Below are 16,135 nucleotides of genomic sequence, written 5' to 3'. Positions count from 1 at the left end.
GCGTTCAGCGCCTCCCGGGGTCCGTCGTCACAGACCCGAGGGGTCGCGGCCCACGCTGATCTCCTCGGCGATGCGCCGGATGTCGTCGCCGGTGATGCCGGGGGCCGGAGGGAGCTGCCGCGTCAGCGCGTCGATCACCACGGGCACGGGCTGGCCCGCCAGTCTGCCCGCGATGCCGTGGACCGTGCGGAACAGCGCCTCTTCGTCGTGCATCCCCGTCTCCTCATACGACTACCCGGGCCACGGTACGACGGGGCACCGACAATTTCCGGCCGACGCTCCAGGAGCGGTTCCAGAGTGTCCATCCCGGCCTGACAGAACCGGGCGCAGTCGGGTTACGGTGGTCTTATTCCGATTTCTCCCCTGGAGAACGTCATGCCGAGGGATCCAGACCACGTGCTCGACGCCATCGACGGCGTCGTCGACGAGTGGGAGACGCTGAGCGCCGACGCCATGCGCTGGTCGCCTCCCGAAGACAAGGGCGACGACCTGCTGCGCGAGGTGACCGAGATCTTCGGGCCGCTGGCGAACGCGCTCACCCAGGCGTTCCGCCCGCTCGGCGACGCGGTGAACCGCGTCCTGGAAGACCTGCTGCCCGACGACCAGGGACCCGCCTACGACCCGGACGACGACGAGCGCTAGCCCGTCCGGCGCCGGCGGGCTACGACGACGAGCGCTAGCCCGTCCGACGCCGGCGGGCCCGCCGCGGGTAGGCCTTCGCGGTCTCGGCCAGCCTGGCGGCGTGCTCGGCCTGCTTGCGCCAGTGGCCGTAGGCGTCGCCCCGCTGGGCCAGCCGGTCGAGCTCGCGCACCGTGGCCAGCGGGATGAACGCGGGCTCGGCGTCACGCCACGGCGTGCCCGGCAACGGCATGAACGTGTGGGTGTGGATCCGGGCGCCCAGGTCGGCCAGATCGGCGGCCAGCCGGAGCGAGGCCTCCTGGTCGGCCGCCTCCTCGCCCGGCATGCCGAAGATGAAGTCGACGTTCGGCCGGAAGCCGTGCTCGGCCGCGATCCGCACCGCGTCCCGTACCGGGGAGGTGTCGTGACCGCGCCCCGAGGCCGCCAGCACGCGGTCGGAGCCCGACTGCGCGCCGATGATCAGGTTGTCGTTGGCCACGTAGCGCCTGAGCAGCCGCATGGCCTCGGGCGTGACGTGCTCGGGCCGCACCTCGGAGGGGAAGCTGCCGAAGAACACCCGGCCGTGCGACGGCAGCTCCTCCTTGACCCCGGACAGCAGCTCCTCCACCGCGTCCAGGTCGGGATCGGGGCCGGGCGACCCGTACGACAGCGAGGTCGGCGTGATGAACCGGACGTCGCGCAGCCCGTGCGCGGCCATCGCCCGCACGTGCTCGCGCACGCTCGCCACCGACCGGTGGCGGAACTGGCCGCCGAACATGAAGGGTGTCTGACAGAAGCGGCACGTATAGCGGCAGCCTCGCGTGATCTCGATCGGGCCGAACCGGCCGCGCCGCGCCGGGAACGACGGGAACGCGTCCAGCGGGAGCTGCGGCGCCGCCGGGGTGCGCAGCGCGACCCCGTCGGCGTCCTTGAGCGCGAGCCCCGGCACGCCGGTGAGCGGGTCGCCGCGGCGCAGCGCGCCGACGAGCGCGACGATCGTCGACTCGCCCTCGCCGATGCCGGCCAGGTCCCACCCGGCGTCGATGACCTGCTGCGGCTCGGCGGTGGCGTGCACGCCGCCCGCGATGTGCAGGACGCCGTCACGGTCGGCCAGCGCCCGCACGGCGGCCAGCTCGGCGGCCATCGCCTCGGCGTCGGGCGAGTAGAACGACCACAGCACCAGCACCCGATCGGCCTCGCTGGCCGCGATGTGCGCCGCCGTCTCCTCCACGGTGGTGCCGAGGCCGAGCCCGTGCTCGACTCCCCCGGTCTCCAGCGCGGCCAGCAGGGCGTGCACGCCGTAGGTCACGGCTTTGCGATATCGGACCACCACGTCAACAGCGAGCGCCACGCCGTGCAGCGTAACCGACCCCCGTCGCTAGCGGGCGAACCGCCTGACCGCCGCCTTCAGGGCGTCTCGCATGCCCGGCTGTCCGGCGCTGTGGCCCGCCTCCTCCACGACCACCAGCTCGCAACCCGGCCACGCCTTCGCCAGCTCCCACGCCGTACGCAACGGAGTGCTCAGGTCGATCCGGCCGTGCACCAGCACCCCCGGCACGTCGCCCAGCTTCTCCACCCCGGCCAGGATCTCGCCGTCGTCCAGCCAGGCATGATGGCTCCAGTAGTGGGTGACCAGCCGCGCGAACCGCATCCTGAACCCGGGGTCCTCGTAGCGCGGGTCAGGCTGCTGACCGGCGCTCACCCGTACGTGCGAGTCCTCCCAGTCGCACCAGTCGCGGGCCGCCCGCCCACGGACGGCGGGATCGGGGTCGGCGAGCAGCCGGGCATAGGCGTCGACGAGCCGCTCGCCCCGCAGGTCCGCCGGAACGGCGTCGCGGAACCGTTCCCACTCGCGGGGGAAGTAACGGCCGACGCCCTCGGTGATCCACTCCACCTCGGCCCGGGTGGTGGTCGCGATGCCCGACATGACGATCTCGCTGACCCGGCCGGGGTGACGGATCGCGTAGGCCAGGCCGAGCGTGGTGCCCCAGGAGCCGCCGAACAGCATCCAGCGGTCGATCCCCAGGTGCTCGCGGAGCAGCTCCATGTCGGCGACCAGGTGGTGAGTGGTGTTCACGGACAGGTCGGTGTCGTGGTCGGCCGCGTCAGGCGTGCTCCGGCCGCAGCCGCGCTGGTCGAACAGGACCACCCGGTACGTCTCCAGATCGAAGTAGCGCAGCCAGCCCGGCCCCGCCCCGGAGCCCGGCCCGCCGTGCACCACCACGGCGGGCTTGCCGTCCGGCACGCCGTGGACCTCCCAGTGGACGTGGTTCCCGTCGCCTACGTCGAGCATCCCGCCGTCACCCGTCACCGCGCCGTCGTCCTTCCCGTCTCGCGCCTTCACCAGAGGCATTCTCACCGGCGGGCGGGCTCGGCGCGCGGGTCGTTCTCACCGGGCGAACCCGCTCCGCGCGTCGGGTCGTTCTCAGCGGCGAACCCGCTCAGCGCGTCGGGTCGTTCCCGCCGGCGGCTCCACCCAGCACGTCGAGTCGCCCCCACCCGCGAACCCGCCCAGCACGTCAAGTCGCCCCCACCCGCGAACCCGCCCAGCACGTCATGTCGCCCCCACCCGCGAACCCGCTCCGCGTGAGAGGCGTTCTCGGCGGCGGGTCGCGTGCGCGGAAATTCGACTGATCTTGTCGGTGGTGGCTGCGATAGTGAGGGGGTGTTCCAGACCGCCCCTTTGATTCCCTGCCACGTCCGTGACCTCCCCGACGGCGCGATCGAGCTGATGCCGATCGTGCTGCCCATGGTCCTCACGGCCGCCCAGCGCCGCAGCCTGGCCGCCGTCCTGCTGGAGGGCCTCGACGACGACACCACGCCGGCCGGCGCCGGCCTCATCCTGGCCTAGTCGCCGCCCAGCCTCGCGCGATAGACCCGCCGCGCGCGGTCGTAGAGCGCCACGTGGTCCTCGTACTGGTCCTCGGTGGCGAAGACGCCCGACTCCCGCAGCACCTCCTCCAGCCGGTCCAGCCAGTCCAGGCACCACCGCACGTCCTCGGGCCGGGCCACGTGCCTGCCCGCGACGTTCAGATAGACCGGGCTCGTGTGCGCGTACGCGCCCTTTCTATGGAAGGTCCGCGGATGCGGCCCTCCGGTGGCGACCGCGACCACGTACGTCGGCTCGCCCGCGGTCAGCGTGGCCGTGAGGCGGGCGGGCGGCCCCTGCGCCAGCACGCCGTCGGCGGTGCGGATCTCCAGGGTCTCCACCTCGGGCCCGACCGAGGTGACGGTGATCCCCACCCGCTCACCGGGCGCCAGGTCGAGCGTGTCGCCGGGTCCGCGGCCGTTCACGCTCAGCCCGAGCCACGGGCCGGTGGTGGCGAACGTACGGCCCATGAGGATCGCCTCGGCGAACGACTCGGCGGTGAGCGGGCCGTCCACCCGCGCGTACACCCGCTCCCACCCGGGCGGCCCCGACGAGGTGCCGCGGTGGCAGAACGACAGCACCGCATCGGTGCCGGCGGTCACCGTCAGCCGGTTGCCGGCCCCGATCAGGCGCCGGTAGACCGTGGCGGTGGCGCCGATCGACGAGTGGTTGAGCACGTCCAGCGTGTCGATCAGGCCGAGCGCGGCGTCCGCGACGATCTCCCTGGCCGAGCAGTTGCGCCCGCGCTGCACGGCCACCTCAGGAGGGTCCGTGTCGGAGACCGGCAGGTGGAACGGGTGCCCGTAACCGAGCACCGCGCCCATCCGGTGCAGTTCCTCGCAGGCGACCGCGTTCGGCGGCCAGTCGACGTCACCGGCGAACCCGGTGTGGAAGCGCTCGGGCAGCCCTCGCAGCCCGAACGCGCCCACGTGGCCGACCAGGTCGTTGCGGTACTCCACGCCGATCCTGGCCAGATGGCGCCCGTCGGACCACGGCAGGTCGCGGCCCAGCCAGTGTTCGAGCGCCTCGCGGTCGTAGACCCGGGCGCTCGCCACGTTCCCGGCCACCAGATTGAGCACGTGCAGGTCCTCGCCGTGCTGGGCGGCCGCGGCCAGCGCGGGCGCGGCCGGTTCCTCGCCCATCCAGTTGAGGTGGACGTGCATGTCGCCGCCGTACCAGCCGTGCGCCGCCGCGTCGTACAACCGCTCGGGGGTCAGCTCGACCAGCGTCTCGGCGCCCGCGGCCGGGGTCAGCTCGACCTCGGACTCGGCGTACTCCATGCCCCTGGTGACCGTCACCGTGACCGGCTCCGCGGGCACGGCCACCACCACGTCGTCGCCGTGGAAGTACGGTCTGCCGCGCCCGTCGACCTTGGGCGGGGCGCCGTCTGGGTACCAGCCCTGCCCGTCGGCCGACGTCACGCTCCACCGGCAGGGGAATCCGGCCCGCAGCCGCACCGCCGCCGCCTCCGCCCGCCTGCTCAGCGGCGTCAGATCCACCGGCGCCCCGTCGGCGACGACCTCCCGCCGCACACCGACGATCTTCGCGCCGCGTGGCGGGAGCTCGTACGCGTCCCCGTCCACGACCACCGTGACGGGCTCGTCCCGGCTCGAATCCAGCAGCAACCACGTACCGCCCGATCCGCCGCCGAGCACCGCCCCCGCACCGGCCTCCGGCGCAACGTCGCCGGGCACGACCCCCGCGCGGACCTCCGGCGCCACACCGTCGAGCACCACTCGCGGGCGGGCCTCCAGCGTGACGCCGTCGGGCCGCAGCCGCAGCGCGGGCAGGGAGGCGAGCAGTTCGCCGCCGAGGGCGTCGCGGACCAACCGGTCGACGTCCACCTCGCCCATCCGGTCGTCGATCTCGTGCTCCGACGCCCCGGGCAGGCGCTCCGCGAGCTGCCGCATCCCGGTGCCCCAGTAATCGTGGCGGCCGTCGAGGAAGACGGTGGCCCATGCCTGGACCACGTACGACAGAGGTTCCTCGCCCCAGCACACGCCGTGCCGGTCGCGCAGGTCTCGATAGTCGGCCAGGGCACGGGCGACGGACTCGGGAAGCAGCGGATCGTCACACATCGGACACTCCTCGCAGTCACCTGCATCGTGTCACGAAACGCTGGGCCCGTCAGTCCGTTACCACCCACCGCCCGACTGAACGGCCGACACGACCACGGCCAGCCCGCTCATCCCGACCATCCCGATGATGATCAGCAGGGCGACGATGCGACGGTTCACACGGCGGATGCTACCCGGCGCGGCGCGCCATAGTGCCATGTCAGCTTTGAGGCGGAAATAACGGTGCGCCGAGCCCGGTTACCCCTCGTGCACCCGCTGACGAAAGGTAACTCCCATGGCTCTGCCTCTCTCCATTCTCGATCTCGCGTACATCGGCAAGGGAGAGACCGCCGCCGACAGCCTCGCCGCCAGCGTGGAACTGGCGCGGCGCGCCGAGCAATGGGGCTACAGCCGCGTCTGGTACGCCGAACACCACAACATGCCGACGATCGCGTCCTCCGCCACCAGCGTGCTGATCGCGCACGTGGCCGCGCACACCAGCACCATCCGGCTCGGCGCGGGCGGCGTCATGCTGCCGAACCACTCCCCGCTCACCATCGCCGAGCAGTACGGCACGCTCGCCACCCTGCACCCCGGCCGGATCGACCTGGGTCTCGGGCGGGCGCCCGGCAGCGACCAGAAGACCATGCGGGCGCTGCGCCGCACCCCCGCCTCGGCCGACGGCTTCCCGCAGGACGTGCTGGAGCTCCAGGGCTACCTGACCGGCGACTCCCGCATCCCCGGCGTGGACGCCACCCCGGGCAAGGGCACCGACGTGCCGCTCTACATCCTCGGATCCTCGCTGTTCGGCGCCCAGCTCGCCGCCATGCTCGGGCTGCCGTACGCGTTCGCCTCGCACTTCGCGCCCGCGGCCCTGGAGGAGGCGGTCTCGCTCTACCGGCGCGAGTTCAAGCCGTCCGCACAGCTCACCGAGCCGTACGTGATCGCCGGCGTGAACGTGATCACCGCCGACACGAAGGAGAAGGCGGAGCAGCAGTTCCTCGCCGCCAAGCGCAACCGGGTCAGCCTGCTGCTGGGCCGAGACCGCGAGTTCACCCCCGAAGAGGCGGACCTGATCCTGGAGTCCCCCGCCGGGCAGCAGATCCTCCAGATGACCAAGTACTCGGCCATCGGCACGCCCGGCGAGGTCAAGGAGTATCTGGACCGGTTCGCCGAGCGTGCCCAGGCGGATGAGCTCATCGCGGTCTCGGCCGCCCCCGACCGCGAGGCCTGGCTACGCTCCTTCGAGCTCCTCGCCGACGTCCGCGGCCTCGTCGCCGCCTGACGGCACCCGCTCCAGGATCACCAGCGGGATCTCCCGGTCCGTCTTGGATTGGTACGAGTCGTACGTCGGGAAAATGGCCGCCATGCGCGGCCACAGTTCCTTCTTCTCCTCCTCGGTGGCAGTGCGGGCGCGGGCGGCGAACTTGTCGGCCCGGACCTGCACGGCGACGTCCGGCTCGGCCACCAGGTTGAGATACCAGGCCGGGTGCCCCGCGGACCCGCCGTTCGAGGCGACGAGCAGGTAGCGCCCTCCGTCCTCCCCGTAGATCAGCGCCGTACGACGCAACTGCCCAGACTTCCTGCCCCGGGTCGTGAGCAGCAGCGTGGGCAGCCCTTGATACAGGTGCCCGCTCTCGCCGTCGGTCTCCACATACCGGCGAATATGCTTCGCCACCCAGCCTGTCGGGCTGTCGATTACCTCGTCCATGCGGGCAAGTCTGGGACGTCGACCTAGGTTCAGGTCAAATCGGTAGATCTCCGTCTCGTTCTTCACCTTCGGTGACGGGCCCCGGGCCACGTGGCGACGCCCAGCCGCGTAACAAGGCCCAGCCGCGCCCAGACGGAGGAACGGGACCGGCGACCACACCTACCCCCACCATGCCCACGTCGAGGGATCCCGTCGGAGGAACAGAACCGGTAACCACGCCCACCCCCACCAGGCCGACTCAAAGAACCCCCACCCGAGGAACAAGACCGGTGACCGCATCCACCCAGGTCAGAGGAACCCCGCGTCGCGGATCTTCATGGCTACCTGGACCCGGTTGTCGGTGTCCAGCTTGGCGAAGATGCGGGTGATGTTGGCCTTGACCGTCGCCACGCTCATGTAGAGGCGCTCACCGATCTCCGCGTTGGAGCTGCCCTTGGCCACCTCGACGGCGACCTCAAGCTCCCGGTCCGTCAGCTTGGCCAGCTCCCGTCGCGCCTCCTCGCTGCGAGGCTCGTGGCCGCCGGTGGCCGCGGCGATCACTTGGTGGGTGACGCTGGGCGACAGCACCGGCTCGCCCGCCGCGACGGTGCGTACGGCCTCGATCATCTTGGCCGGTGGCGTGTCCTTGAGCAGGAACCCCGCGGCGCCGAGGCGGAGCGCGCGCAGCACCATGTCATCGGCGTCGAAGGCCGTCAGCACGAGGATCCGCGGCGCGTCCGGCTGCGACACCAGCAGCTCGGTGGTGACCAGACCGTCTTGGCCGGGCATGCGGATGTCCATCAGCACCACGTCGGGCCGCTGGTCGCGGACCATGGCCACGGCTTCATGACCGTCGCCCGCCTCACCGACGATCTCAAGGTCGGGCTCGCCGCCCAGGATGAGACGCAGCCCGGTGCGTACCATCGGGTCGTCGTCGACGATCAGGACGCGCGTCACAGCCTCAAGCCTCCCACGGCAACCGGACATCAAGGACGAACCGCCCGTCCTGCTGGGCGTGCGCGATCGTGCCGCCCGCCATCCGCACCCGCTCCGCCAGGCCGACGAGCCCGAGCTTGCCACCCGGGCCGGACGACGCGCCGTAAGGCGTCGGGTTGGCCACGTGGATGCGCAGCGCGTCGCCGGGACTGCCGCCCAGCTCCACCGTGACGCCGCTGCCCGGCGCGTGCTTGCGCGCGTTGGTCAACGCCTCCTGGACGATCCGGTACGCGTTGCGCCCGGTCTGGCTGGGCAGCCGGTCGCGCCGCTCGATGGAGTCGGTGACCTGGAGCTTCTGCCCGGCGGTGCGGACCTCGTGGAACAGCTCGTCCAAGTCGGCGAGGGTCGGTTGCGGAGCAGCCAGCGCGCCGTCGGAGCGGAGCGTGCCGAGCACGGTGCGCAGCTCGTTGAGCGACTGGTGGGCGTTTTCCTGGATGGCCCGCGCAGTCTCACGGGTCTCTTCGGGGCCGAGGTCGACGCGGTAGGCCAGACCGCCGGCGAGCATCGCCAGCAGGGACATGCGGTGAGCCAGCGCGTCGTGCATCTCCTGGGCGATCTTGGTCCGCTCGGCGAGCTTGGCCTGTTCGATGCGCTGCAGCTCGGCCTGCTCCGCGGCCAGCGTGGCGTCGCGTTGGGAGCGCAGGTAGAGGCCGAAGACGGTCAGCCCGCCGAGGATCGCGGTGCCCGTGACGAGGCTGACCATGCCTTGCTGGGTGATGCCGCCCGCGACCGAGTAGAGCCCCAGACAGACCCAGAACAGCACCGCCACCGGCACGATCTGCCGCCAGCCACGGTGGGTGCACAGAGATACATAGGCCACCTGCGCGGGCCCGGTCGCCGTGGTCGACAGGGCGGTCAGCAGCGCGGTCGCGGCGGCGATCTGCCACGGCCACCGTCGCCGCCAGCGCATGAGGACCAACCCGAGCAGGCCCAGCGCCACGTCGAGCAGGGCGTGCGGCAGCCGCGCCGGATCATGACCGACGACCCAGGCCCAGACCACGCCGTAGAACAGCATGGGCGCCAGCGCCAGGAGATAGCGCAGCGCACTGCCCCACCGGTCGAGGGGCGGCTGGTGGCCGGAGCGGTCGTTCACGCCCCCAAGCCTAGGAACTTCGCCGCGTTGCCCTTAGCGACCTGGGTCGATCGCTGGGCCACCCTGGGTCTATCCCATCGTCGACCTGGATCCGATGAGCGGCCCGGCCCTTCCGCGATGAACTGGGTCCCGTGATCGAGTTCAAGCATGTGACCAAGACCTACAGAGACGTGAGAGCGCTCGACGACGTGTCCTTCACCGTCGAGGCGGGCGGCGTCACCGGCTTCGTCGGCCCCAACGGGGCAGGCAAGTCGACGGCGCTGCGCATCCTGGTCGGACTCTGCCGCGCCACCTCCGGTTCGGCCACCGTGCTCGGCGTCCCCTATCCAGACCTGGAGGATCCCGGCCACCAGGTCGGCACACTCCTCGACGCGAGCGCCTTCCACCCCGGCCGCAGCGGCCGCGAGACCCTGATGCTGGGCGCGATCACCCTCGGGCTCCCCCGCTCACGGGTCGACGAGGTGCTCGACCTGGTCGGGCTGACACGCAAGGAGTCACACCGCGCCGTCGGCGCCTACTCGCTGGGCATGCGGCAGCGGCTCGGCATCGCCCACGCGCTGCTCGGCAGGCCGCGCGCGCTCGTCCTCGACGAGCCCGCCAACGGCCTCGACCCGCAGGGCATCCGCTGGATGCGCTCCCTCCTGCGCGACCTGGCCGACTCGGGCTGCGCCGTCCTGCTCAGCTCCCACCTGCTGCACGAAGTCGAACGCGTCGCCGACCACGTCGTGATCATCGGCCGCGGCCGCGTGCTCGTCCAGGGCACCATCACCGAGCTCAACCAGGTCGGCGACCTGGAGCAGACCTTCTTCCACCTGACCTCCGACGCCGACCGAAGCACCGTGTGACATCGAGCCCGTCGGAGCACCGTGCGACATCGAGCCCGTCGGAGCACCGTGTGGATCGGGGCTTACTCGACCTGACCGCCGCGTCGCCGAACATCACGTGACCACCCCGTCCACCACCTGACCGTTCACACCAACGGAGTGCCGGATGACCATCCCCTTTCACCGCCTGCTGGTCGTCGAGACCCGCAAGCTCTTCGACACCCGCAGTGCCAAGCTGATCACCGCGATCCTGCTCGTCCTGACCGTGGCGGCCATCTTCAGTCGCGGTCTCTACGCCGGCCCCGACCTGCGGCGGCTCATCTGGACGGCGGGCATCGGGTACGGCACGCTCCTGCCCGTGCTGGGCATCCTCACGGTCACGAGTGAGTGGAGCCATCGCACGGCGCTGACGACGTTCGCCCTTGAGCCCCGCCGGTGGCGCGTGATGGCGGCCAAGTCCGTGCCGCCGATGCTCGCGGCGGCGGTGGCGAGCCTGTTCGCGATGCTGGTCGCGTTGCCTGCCACCGCGGTCACGGGGGCCCTGCAAGGCGTCCCCGCCGAGTGGAACGCGACGCCCGCGGCCCTGGCGGGCTGGGCGGCGACGAACATTCTTTTCGTCACGTCGGGGGTGGCTGTCGGCGCTCTCCTGCTCAACGGCCCGGCGGCAATCGTCATCTGCCTGGCGAGCACCATGCTGTGGAACATCATCGCCTTGCTCGGCACCACCGGCGAGACCTTGGCCACGTGGCTCGACCTCAACCGCACCACCACGCCCCTGATCACCGGCGAGCTGACCGGCGCTGACGCCGCCCGCCTCGCCACCTCGGCCGCCTTCTGGATCGCGATCCCCCTGGCGGGCATCGCCCGCGTCTCCCGTAGAGAGATCAAGTAGGCGTGATGGAGGGCGGGGAAGGTCCCGACGTGTACGACTCCTGGGCTCGCTGGTGCCGAGCCGCCGCTCGGTCAGGAAGATTGCATCTAGGGCATCGGAACTCCCCTCGGTGCTGGTCCAGGACGCTCCGCCTCTGCCAGGACGCTCCGCCTCGTTGATCGCCGAAGCTCGTTCCGATGTCGGTCGTCGAACGCCACGCCTCTGGTGATCATCCTCGCCTGTCCCGATGCTGATCGCGGAAAGCGTGCTCGGCTGTTTGGGATCTTCCTGAACGGCTGATGGTGGGGGCGCCAGGTTAATGTTGTGGGCATGTTCACCTGCAGTCAGTGTGGTACGGCGGTGACGCTGGATCTGGTGGAAACCGGCTATGAGCCCTTTCGTAGGCCGCCTCGGCGTGAACTCCATGAGGACGCCCCGCAGCTGATCCCGCGTGGTCGGTTCGCCGTCGATCCCGAGCCCTTTCCCGTCCTAGTGTTCGTTCCCGGCATAGAGCGCACTGTGGCCGATAAGGGGCCGCGTGGCACGATCGTGGTGAATGTGGAGGATCTCATCGCGGTGGAGCCTCATCCGGATCCATCGAGCATGGGCTTCGGGTGCTGCGGATTGGACCCGCATGGCCCCAACCTGATGTGTGCGGGGTGTGGTCAGGGGATTGCCGCCAAGGCGAACGACTGCGGCATGCCGTGGCACTGGGTGCGGCTCTTCCCTGATGCGGTGCTTGGCGCGCCTCCTCCTCCAAAGCAGTCCACCGTCCACCGCAGGCACGACAAGCATCGTCGAGGCCGTTGACAGGGGTGCCCAAGGGGCCGAGTGGTGATCGCCGATGTCGGCCGGACCCGTGCCCTCCAGGCGGGGATCAGGCAGGCGGACACCCAGACAGTCGAGGGCCCGGCAGGTGGGGCCGCCAACGTGGGGGCCGTGCCGGTGAAGCGTGCCGGTGAAGCGTGCCGGTGAAGCGTGCCGGTGAAGCGTGCCGGTGAAGCGTGCCGGTGAAGCGTGCCGGTGAAGCGTGCCGGTGAGGGGCCGTGCACGTGAGGTCTTGCTCGCGGAGTCCGGTTTGCGCGGTCCGGCTTGCGGTGTGTGGTTTGTGGTGTGCGGCTTGGCCGGGGTGACTGTACGGGTGGAACGAGGCGCGCGGCGGGAGCAGCAGCCGCTGTCCCGCCGCAGCCCTTACGCCGAGTGGGTGGCGTAGTAGCGGCGGGATTTGTCGCGGCTGCCGCAGGTGGTCATGCTGCACCAGCGGCGCCGCCGGTTCTTGCTGGTGTCGAGGAACAGCCACACGCATGACGGGCAGGCGCCGAGCCGGTCCAGCGGCCCGTGGGTGAGGAGTTCGACCGCCGAGGCGGCCACCTCCCACAGCAGCACGCGCACCGTACGAGGGGCTTCCCAGTGCAGGCCGTACGTCTCCCCGGACGCCTTCAGCCGGGCCCGGCCGACTCCTTCGGCGTGGGTGGCCAGCACCGCGTCGAGGTCCTCCGCCAACGGGGACCCGGAGCGGGCGAGCGCCTCGAACACCCGGAACACCGCCTCGCGCAGCTCCCGCGCCGCCGGCAGGGTTTCGGCGAGCCCGGTCGGGTCCTCGATGGGCAGGCCGATGGCGTCTGCCCAGGTTCGAGCCTCTTCGGGTGTCGCCAGCCAGTCCCGTCGGGCGACGGGGCGGGCGTTGACGGTGTTGGCGAAGTCCAGGCAGAGCGCGTTCCCGACCAGTTCCACCTCGGTCATGCCTCCATTATCTCACCGTTCAAGCCGGATTGACAGGTAGGACAGGGCGGTCTTACCGTTCAACAAGCTTTGAGAGGTGTGAGTCATGCGTGTCCTTCCCACGTCGCTGGGCCGGTCGTTCAACGGGCTGTGGTTCGGCACCGGGGCGGCGAATCTCGGCGACGGTCTGGCCTTGTTCGTGCTCCCGCTGCTGGCGCTCGCGATCGGCACCTCGCCCGGCGGGGTGGCTGCCGTGACGACCGCGCTCACCCTGGCCTGGCCGGTCTTCGGCCTGCACGCGGGATGGATCGTCGACCGCGTCGACCGGCGCGCCCTGCTCACCGGCGTCAATCTCGCCCGCGCCGTGGTGCTGGCCGGCCTGACCGCCGCCTATATGACGGGCGCGCTCTCGCTCGTGCTGATCCTCGTCGCCGCCGTCCTGCTCGGCGTCGCGGAGACCCTGGTCGACACGGCGCTGACCTCGACCATCCCGCGGGTCGTCGCCCCCGCCCTACGCACCCGGGCCAACGCGCGCATCGAGGCCACGATCAACATCACCAACCAGCTCGCCGGCCCGCCCCTCGCCGGCCTCCTGGCCGCGACCACCCTCGCCCTGGCCACGGGCGCGGGCGCGGCTCTGTACGTCCTCGCGGTCGCGGGCATCCTGGTGATGACGCTCTCGCCCGTACCGGTAACTCCCGTACCGGTAACTCCCGCACCGGTCGAGGCTCCCGAGCCCGGCACCCCCCAGAGAACGGATGGCGTGGTCGCGGGGATCCGCTACCTGTGGCGGCAGCCGGTGGTGCGCACGCTCACCCTCTACACCGCTCTGATGAACGTCGTCTGGGCCGCCCACGGCGCCCTCTTCGTCGTGTACGCGGTCGCGCCGGGCCCGCTCGGCCTGTCCACCACCCAGTACGGGCTCCTGCTGACCGCGATGGCGGTCGGCGGCCTGGTCGCGTCCATGGTGGTGGAGCCGCTGCGTCGTCGGTTCGGTGTGACCACCCTGCTCGTCGCCGACGCCGCGGGCACCGTGCTCCTGGTCCTGCCGGTCGCCATGGAGGCCTCCGCCTGGGTGGTCGCGGCCGGCGCGGTGGTGGCGGGCGCGGGGTCGAGCATCTGGCGCATCCTCGTGGCCACCATCCGCCAGAACCTCTCCCCGCCCGAGTTGCTGGGCCGGATCTACGCGGCCTCACGCGTCATCAGCTGGGGCATCCTTCCCCCGAGCGCGGCCGTGGCCGGCGTGATCGCGGAGGTGTGGGGGGTGCGCGCGGCGTTCGTCGCCGCCACGGTGCTCGCACTGGCGGTGATGGCGGCTTTCATCCGGTACGCGCTCCGTACCGATCTGTCGTCCGCCATCGACGCGACCCCCGCCCCCTCTGTGAGCGCATGAACCGGACGCCCCCCGGACGTCCCTCGGACGCCCCCGGACGTCCCTCGGACGTCCCCGAGCGCCCCTCGGACGTCCCCCGGACGTCCCCCGGACGCCCCTCGGACGTTCCCGAGCGCCCCTCGGACGTCCCTCGGACCCTCTAACGCCCCTCGGACGCCCCCGAGCGCCCATCGACGGATAAAGTCGGACGTCGATCGATCGATGGGGCCGCATGGGGATCGAAGGGTCGTTCTGGCGGGCGATCGCGGTCTACCGCGTCGCCTCCCTGGGCTACGCCGCGCTGCTGCTGGCGGCGGCCGACGGCTACCAGCGTCCCCTCGCAGGCTGGCTCGTCATCGGCGTGATGGCGGTCTGGACGGCGTTCACCACCGTCGCCTACTCGACCGCGCGCAGCCGCGCCCTGCTGGTGGTGGACGTCCTCGTCACCCTCGGGTGCATGCTGGCCTCGCCGTACGTCCAGGGGACCGGGGCCGAACAACCAGGTCTGATGCCCATCACGGCGACCTGGGTCGCGGGGCCCGTGCTCGCCTGGGCCGTCCACGGCGGGCGGCGGGCGGGCGCGCTCGCGGCGGTGGTCCTGTCGCTCGGCGACCTGTGGCTACGCGGCCTGCACGAGTTCAACCTGTCCGCTCCGGTGAACGGATCCGTCCTGATGATCCTCGCCGGTACGGTCGTCGGCCACGTCGCCCGGCTGACCAAGGACGCGGAGGAACGGCTGCAACGGGCCGTCGAGATCGAGGCGGCCAACCGGGAGCGCGAGCGGCTCGCCCGCGGCATCCACGACTCGGTCCTCCAGATCCTGGCGCTGGTGCAGCGCCGGGGGCTGGAGATCGGCGGGGAGGCGGCCGAGCTGGGACGGCTCGCCGGGGAGCAGGAGGCGGCGGTGCGCGAGCTGATCCGCAGCGGACCCGCAGCGGCGGAGCGGGACAGCGCGGGCCTCGTCGACGTCGGGGCCCGGTTGCGCCGCTTCACCACGCCGTCGGTCACCGTCTCGGCGCCCGCCACTCCGCTGCCGCTCCCCGCGGGCCAGGCCGAGGAGCTGATCGCCGCCGTGGGCGCCGCGCTCGACAACGTCCGCCGGCACTGCGGCGAGGACGCGCGGGCCTGGATCCTCGCCGAGCACGACGGTGACTCGATCACCGTCACCGTCCGCGACGAGGGGCCCGGCATCCCCGCCGGACGCCTCCGGGAGGCGGAGGCGGAGGGCAGGCTCGGCATCGCCCAGTCCATCAAGGGCCGGATCGCCGGCCTGGGCGGCACCGTGGGTCTCACGTCCGTGCCCGGCCAGGGCACCGAGATCGAGCTCGTCATCCCCGTCCACGGATAGCACCTCGGTCTACAGTTACGGCATGACCAGCGCTCTGCGGGTGATGGTGGTGGACGACCATCCGATGTGGCGGGACGCGGTCGCCCGCGACCTGGAGAACGCCGGATACGACGTGGTGGCGACCTTGGGCGAGGGCCGCCAGGCGCTCCGCGTTGCCGGCGCCGTACACCCTGAGGTGGTGGTCCTCGACCTGCGGTTACCCGACCTGCCTGGCGTGGAGGTGGCCAGAGGTCTGGCCGCCACCGACCGTCCGCCCCGTGTCCTGGTGCTGTCGGCCAGCGGCGAGCACGAGGACGTGCTGGAGGCCGTCAAGGCCGGCGCCTCCGGCTATCTGGTCAAGTCGGCCGGCCGGGAGGAGTTCCTCGACGCCGTCCGGCGCACGGCCGAGGGCGAACCGGTCTTCACCCCCGGCCTGGCCGGCCTGGTGCTCGGCGAGTACCGCCGCCTCGCCACCCAGCGGCCCGCGGACGACGGCCCCCGCCTCACCGACCGCGAAACCGAGGTGCTCCGCCTGGTCGCCAAGGGTCTGTCGTACCGGCAGATCGCCGAACGGCTGGTCCTCAGCCACCGGACCGTGCAGAACCACGTGCAGAACACCCTCAACAAGCTCCATCTCCACAATCGAGTCGAACTCGTCCGCTACGCGATCGAACGGGGACTCGACACGGCGTAGAC

The 16,135-nt window shown here is 71.6% G+C and carries 17 protein-coding genes; 9 read left to right on the top strand and 8 right to left on the bottom strand.

Annotation, left to right across the window (positions count from 1 at the left end; all coding sequences use genetic code 11):
- Positions 1-27: 27 nt before the first annotated feature.
- Positions 28-213, bottom strand: a complete 186-nt coding sequence (locus ACGFI7_RS31240) for a hypothetical protein (protein ID WP_393410818.1) — start codon at positions 211-213, stop codon at positions 28-30.
- Between the two features lie 162 nt (positions 214-375).
- Between ACGFI7_RS31240 and ACGFI7_RS31235 the strand changes: the two genes are divergently transcribed.
- Positions 376-642, top strand: a complete 267-nt coding sequence (locus ACGFI7_RS31235; RefSeq protein ID WP_393410816.1) for a hypothetical protein — start codon at positions 376-378, stop codon at positions 640-642.
- A gap of 34 nt (positions 643-676) precedes the next feature.
- Here ACGFI7_RS31235 and ACGFI7_RS31230 read toward each other — a convergent pair whose 3' ends face one another.
- Together ACGFI7_RS31230 and pip are read right to left on the bottom strand one after the other, a co-directional pair.
- On the bottom strand, positions 677-1,969 hold the full coding sequence (locus ACGFI7_RS31230) for a TIGR04013 family B12-binding domain/radical SAM domain-containing protein (RefSeq protein WP_393410814.1): 1,293 nt from the start codon (positions 1,967-1,969) through the stop codon (positions 677-679).
- Between the two features lie 27 nt (positions 1,970-1,996).
- On the bottom strand, positions 1,997-2,962 hold the full coding sequence (gene pip / locus ACGFI7_RS31225) for a prolyl aminopeptidase (protein ID WP_393410812.1): 966 nt from the start codon (positions 2,960-2,962) through the stop codon (positions 1,997-1,999).
- A 321-nt stretch (positions 2,963-3,283) separates the two neighbouring features.
- Between pip and ACGFI7_RS31220 the strand changes: the two genes are divergently transcribed.
- Entirely contained in the window at positions 3,284-3,469 is a 186-nt protein-coding gene (locus tag ACGFI7_RS31220) for a hypothetical protein (RefSeq protein WP_393410810.1), read from the top strand.
- Here the strand turns inward: ACGFI7_RS31220 and ACGFI7_RS31215 are convergent.
- On the bottom strand, positions 3,466-5,565 hold the full coding sequence (locus ACGFI7_RS31215; protein WP_393410808.1) for a CehA/McbA family metallohydrolase: 2,100 nt from the start codon (positions 5,563-5,565) through the stop codon (positions 3,466-3,468). The genes ACGFI7_RS31220 and ACGFI7_RS31215 overlap by 4 nt on opposite strands.
- Before the next feature lie 274 nt (positions 5,566-5,839).
- Here ACGFI7_RS31215 and ACGFI7_RS31210 point away from each other — a divergent pair, with 274 nt between their 5' ends.
- Positions 5,840-6,829 carry an LLM class flavin-dependent oxidoreductase gene (locus tag ACGFI7_RS31210; RefSeq protein WP_393410806.1) on the top strand — a complete coding sequence of 330 codons (990 nt, stop codon included), beginning with the start codon at positions 5,840-5,842 and terminating at the stop codon, positions 6,827-6,829.
- Here the strand turns inward: ACGFI7_RS31210 and ACGFI7_RS31205 are convergent.
- The 3 genes from ACGFI7_RS31205 to ACGFI7_RS31195 form a co-directional block, all read right to left on the bottom strand.
- Positions 6,779-7,255 (bottom strand): nitroreductase family deazaflavin-dependent oxidoreductase, encoded by a 477-nt coding sequence (locus tag ACGFI7_RS31205; protein ID WP_393410804.1) that lies wholly within the window; start codon positions 7,253-7,255, stop codon positions 6,779-6,781. The two genes, ACGFI7_RS31210 and ACGFI7_RS31205, sit on opposite strands and share 51 nt — an antisense overlap.
- A gap of 288 nt (positions 7,256-7,543) precedes the next feature.
- Positions 7,544-8,191, bottom strand: coding sequence for a response regulator (locus ACGFI7_RS31200; protein WP_393410802.1), 648 nt, complete (start codon positions 8,189-8,191; stop codon positions 7,544-7,546).
- 4 nt (positions 8,192-8,195) lie between these two features.
- Positions 8,196-9,323, bottom strand: a complete 1,128-nt coding sequence (locus tag ACGFI7_RS31195; protein ID WP_393410800.1) for a sensor histidine kinase — start codon at positions 9,321-9,323, stop codon at positions 8,196-8,198.
- A gap of 131 nt (positions 9,324-9,454) precedes the next feature.
- Between ACGFI7_RS31195 and ACGFI7_RS31190 the strand changes: the two genes are divergently transcribed.
- The 3 genes from ACGFI7_RS31190 (at position 9,455) to ACGFI7_RS31180 (ending at position 11,828) form a co-directional block, all read left to right on the top strand.
- Positions 9,455-10,168 carry an ABC transporter ATP-binding protein gene (locus ACGFI7_RS31190; protein WP_393410798.1) on the top strand — a complete coding sequence of 238 codons (714 nt, stop codon included), beginning with the start codon at positions 9,455-9,457 and terminating at the stop codon, positions 10,166-10,168.
- A 145-nt stretch (positions 10,169-10,313) separates the two neighbouring features.
- Positions 10,314-11,039 (top strand): ABC transporter permease, encoded by a 726-nt coding sequence (locus tag ACGFI7_RS31185; RefSeq protein WP_393410796.1) that lies wholly within the window; start codon positions 10,314-10,316, stop codon positions 11,037-11,039.
- Positions 11,040-11,378: 339 nt separating this feature from the next.
- Positions 11,379-11,828, top strand: coding sequence for a hypothetical protein (locus ACGFI7_RS31180; RefSeq protein ID WP_393410794.1), 450 nt, complete (start codon positions 11,379-11,381; stop codon positions 11,826-11,828).
- 381 nt (positions 11,829-12,209) lie between these two features.
- Here ACGFI7_RS31180 and ACGFI7_RS31175 read toward each other — a convergent pair whose 3' ends face one another.
- Positions 12,210-12,761 (bottom strand): CGNR zinc finger domain-containing protein, encoded by a 552-nt coding sequence (locus tag ACGFI7_RS31175; RefSeq protein ID WP_393410792.1) that lies wholly within the window; start codon positions 12,759-12,761, stop codon positions 12,210-12,212.
- A gap of 85 nt (positions 12,762-12,846) precedes the next feature.
- On the opposite strand from ACGFI7_RS31175, the gene ACGFI7_RS31170 reads away from it, so the two are divergent.
- The 3 genes from ACGFI7_RS31170 to ACGFI7_RS31160 all read left to right on the top strand — a co-directional run bounded on the left by ACGFI7_RS31170 (position 12,847) and on the right by ACGFI7_RS31160 (position 16,133).
- On the top strand, positions 12,847-14,133 hold the full coding sequence (locus ACGFI7_RS31170; protein ID WP_393410790.1) for an MFS transporter: 1,287 nt from the start codon (positions 12,847-12,849) through the stop codon (positions 14,131-14,133).
- A 211-nt stretch (positions 14,134-14,344) separates the two neighbouring features.
- Positions 14,345-15,460, top strand: a complete 1,116-nt coding sequence (gene macS, locus ACGFI7_RS31165) for a MacS family sensor histidine kinase (protein ID WP_393410788.1) — start codon at positions 14,345-14,347, stop codon at positions 15,458-15,460.
- 22 nt (positions 15,461-15,482) lie between these two features.
- Positions 15,483-16,133, top strand: a complete 651-nt coding sequence (locus tag ACGFI7_RS31160; protein ID WP_393410786.1) for a response regulator — start codon at positions 15,483-15,485, stop codon at positions 16,131-16,133.
- Positions 16,134-16,135: the final 2 nt, after the last annotated feature.

The sequence above is a fragment of the Nonomuraea sp. NPDC048826 genome (genome assembly GCF_043198225.1).
Lineage (GTDB): Bacteria > Actinomycetota > Actinomycetes > Streptosporangiales > Streptosporangiaceae > Nonomuraea.
Note: the sequence above shows the minus strand (reverse complement) of the source record. Positions and strands in the feature narration are given on the sequence as shown.

Bases quoted from the DNA above. Each gene is read 5' to 3' on its own strand.
- ACGFI7_RS31240 (WP_393410818.1), bottom strand. From the start codon at position 213: ATGCACGACGAAGAGGCGCTGTTCCGCACGGTCCACGGCATCGCGGGC.
- ACGFI7_RS31160 (WP_393410786.1), top strand. From the start codon at position 15,483: ATGACCAGCGCTCTGCGGGTGATGGTGGTGGACGACCATCCGATGTGG.
- ACGFI7_RS31170 (WP_393410790.1), top strand. From the start codon at position 12,847: ATGCGTGTCCTTCCCACGTCGCTGGGCCGGTCGTTCAACGGGCTGTGG.
- ACGFI7_RS31235 (WP_393410816.1), top strand. From the start codon at position 376: ATGCCGAGGGATCCAGACCACGTGCTCGACGCCATCGACGGCGTCGTC.
- ACGFI7_RS31215 (WP_393410808.1), bottom strand. From the start codon at position 5,565: ATGTGTGACGATCCGCTGCTTCCCGAGTCCGTCGCCCGTGCCCTGGCC.
- ACGFI7_RS31205 (WP_393410804.1), bottom strand. From the start codon at position 7,255: ATGGACGAGGTAATCGACAGCCCGACAGGCTGGGTGGCGAAGCATATT.
- ACGFI7_RS31185 (WP_393410796.1), top strand. From the start codon at position 10,314: ATGACCATCCCCTTTCACCGCCTGCTGGTCGTCGAGACCCGCAAGCTC.
- ACGFI7_RS31210 (WP_393410806.1), top strand. From the start codon at position 5,840: ATGGCTCTGCCTCTCTCCATTCTCGATCTCGCGTACATCGGCAAGGGA.
- ACGFI7_RS31175 (WP_393410792.1), bottom strand. From the start codon at position 12,761: ATGACCGAGGTGGAACTGGTCGGGAACGCGCTCTGCCTGGACTTCGCC.
- macS (WP_393410788.1), top strand. From the start codon at position 14,345: ATGGGGATCGAAGGGTCGTTCTGGCGGGCGATCGCGGTCTACCGCGTC.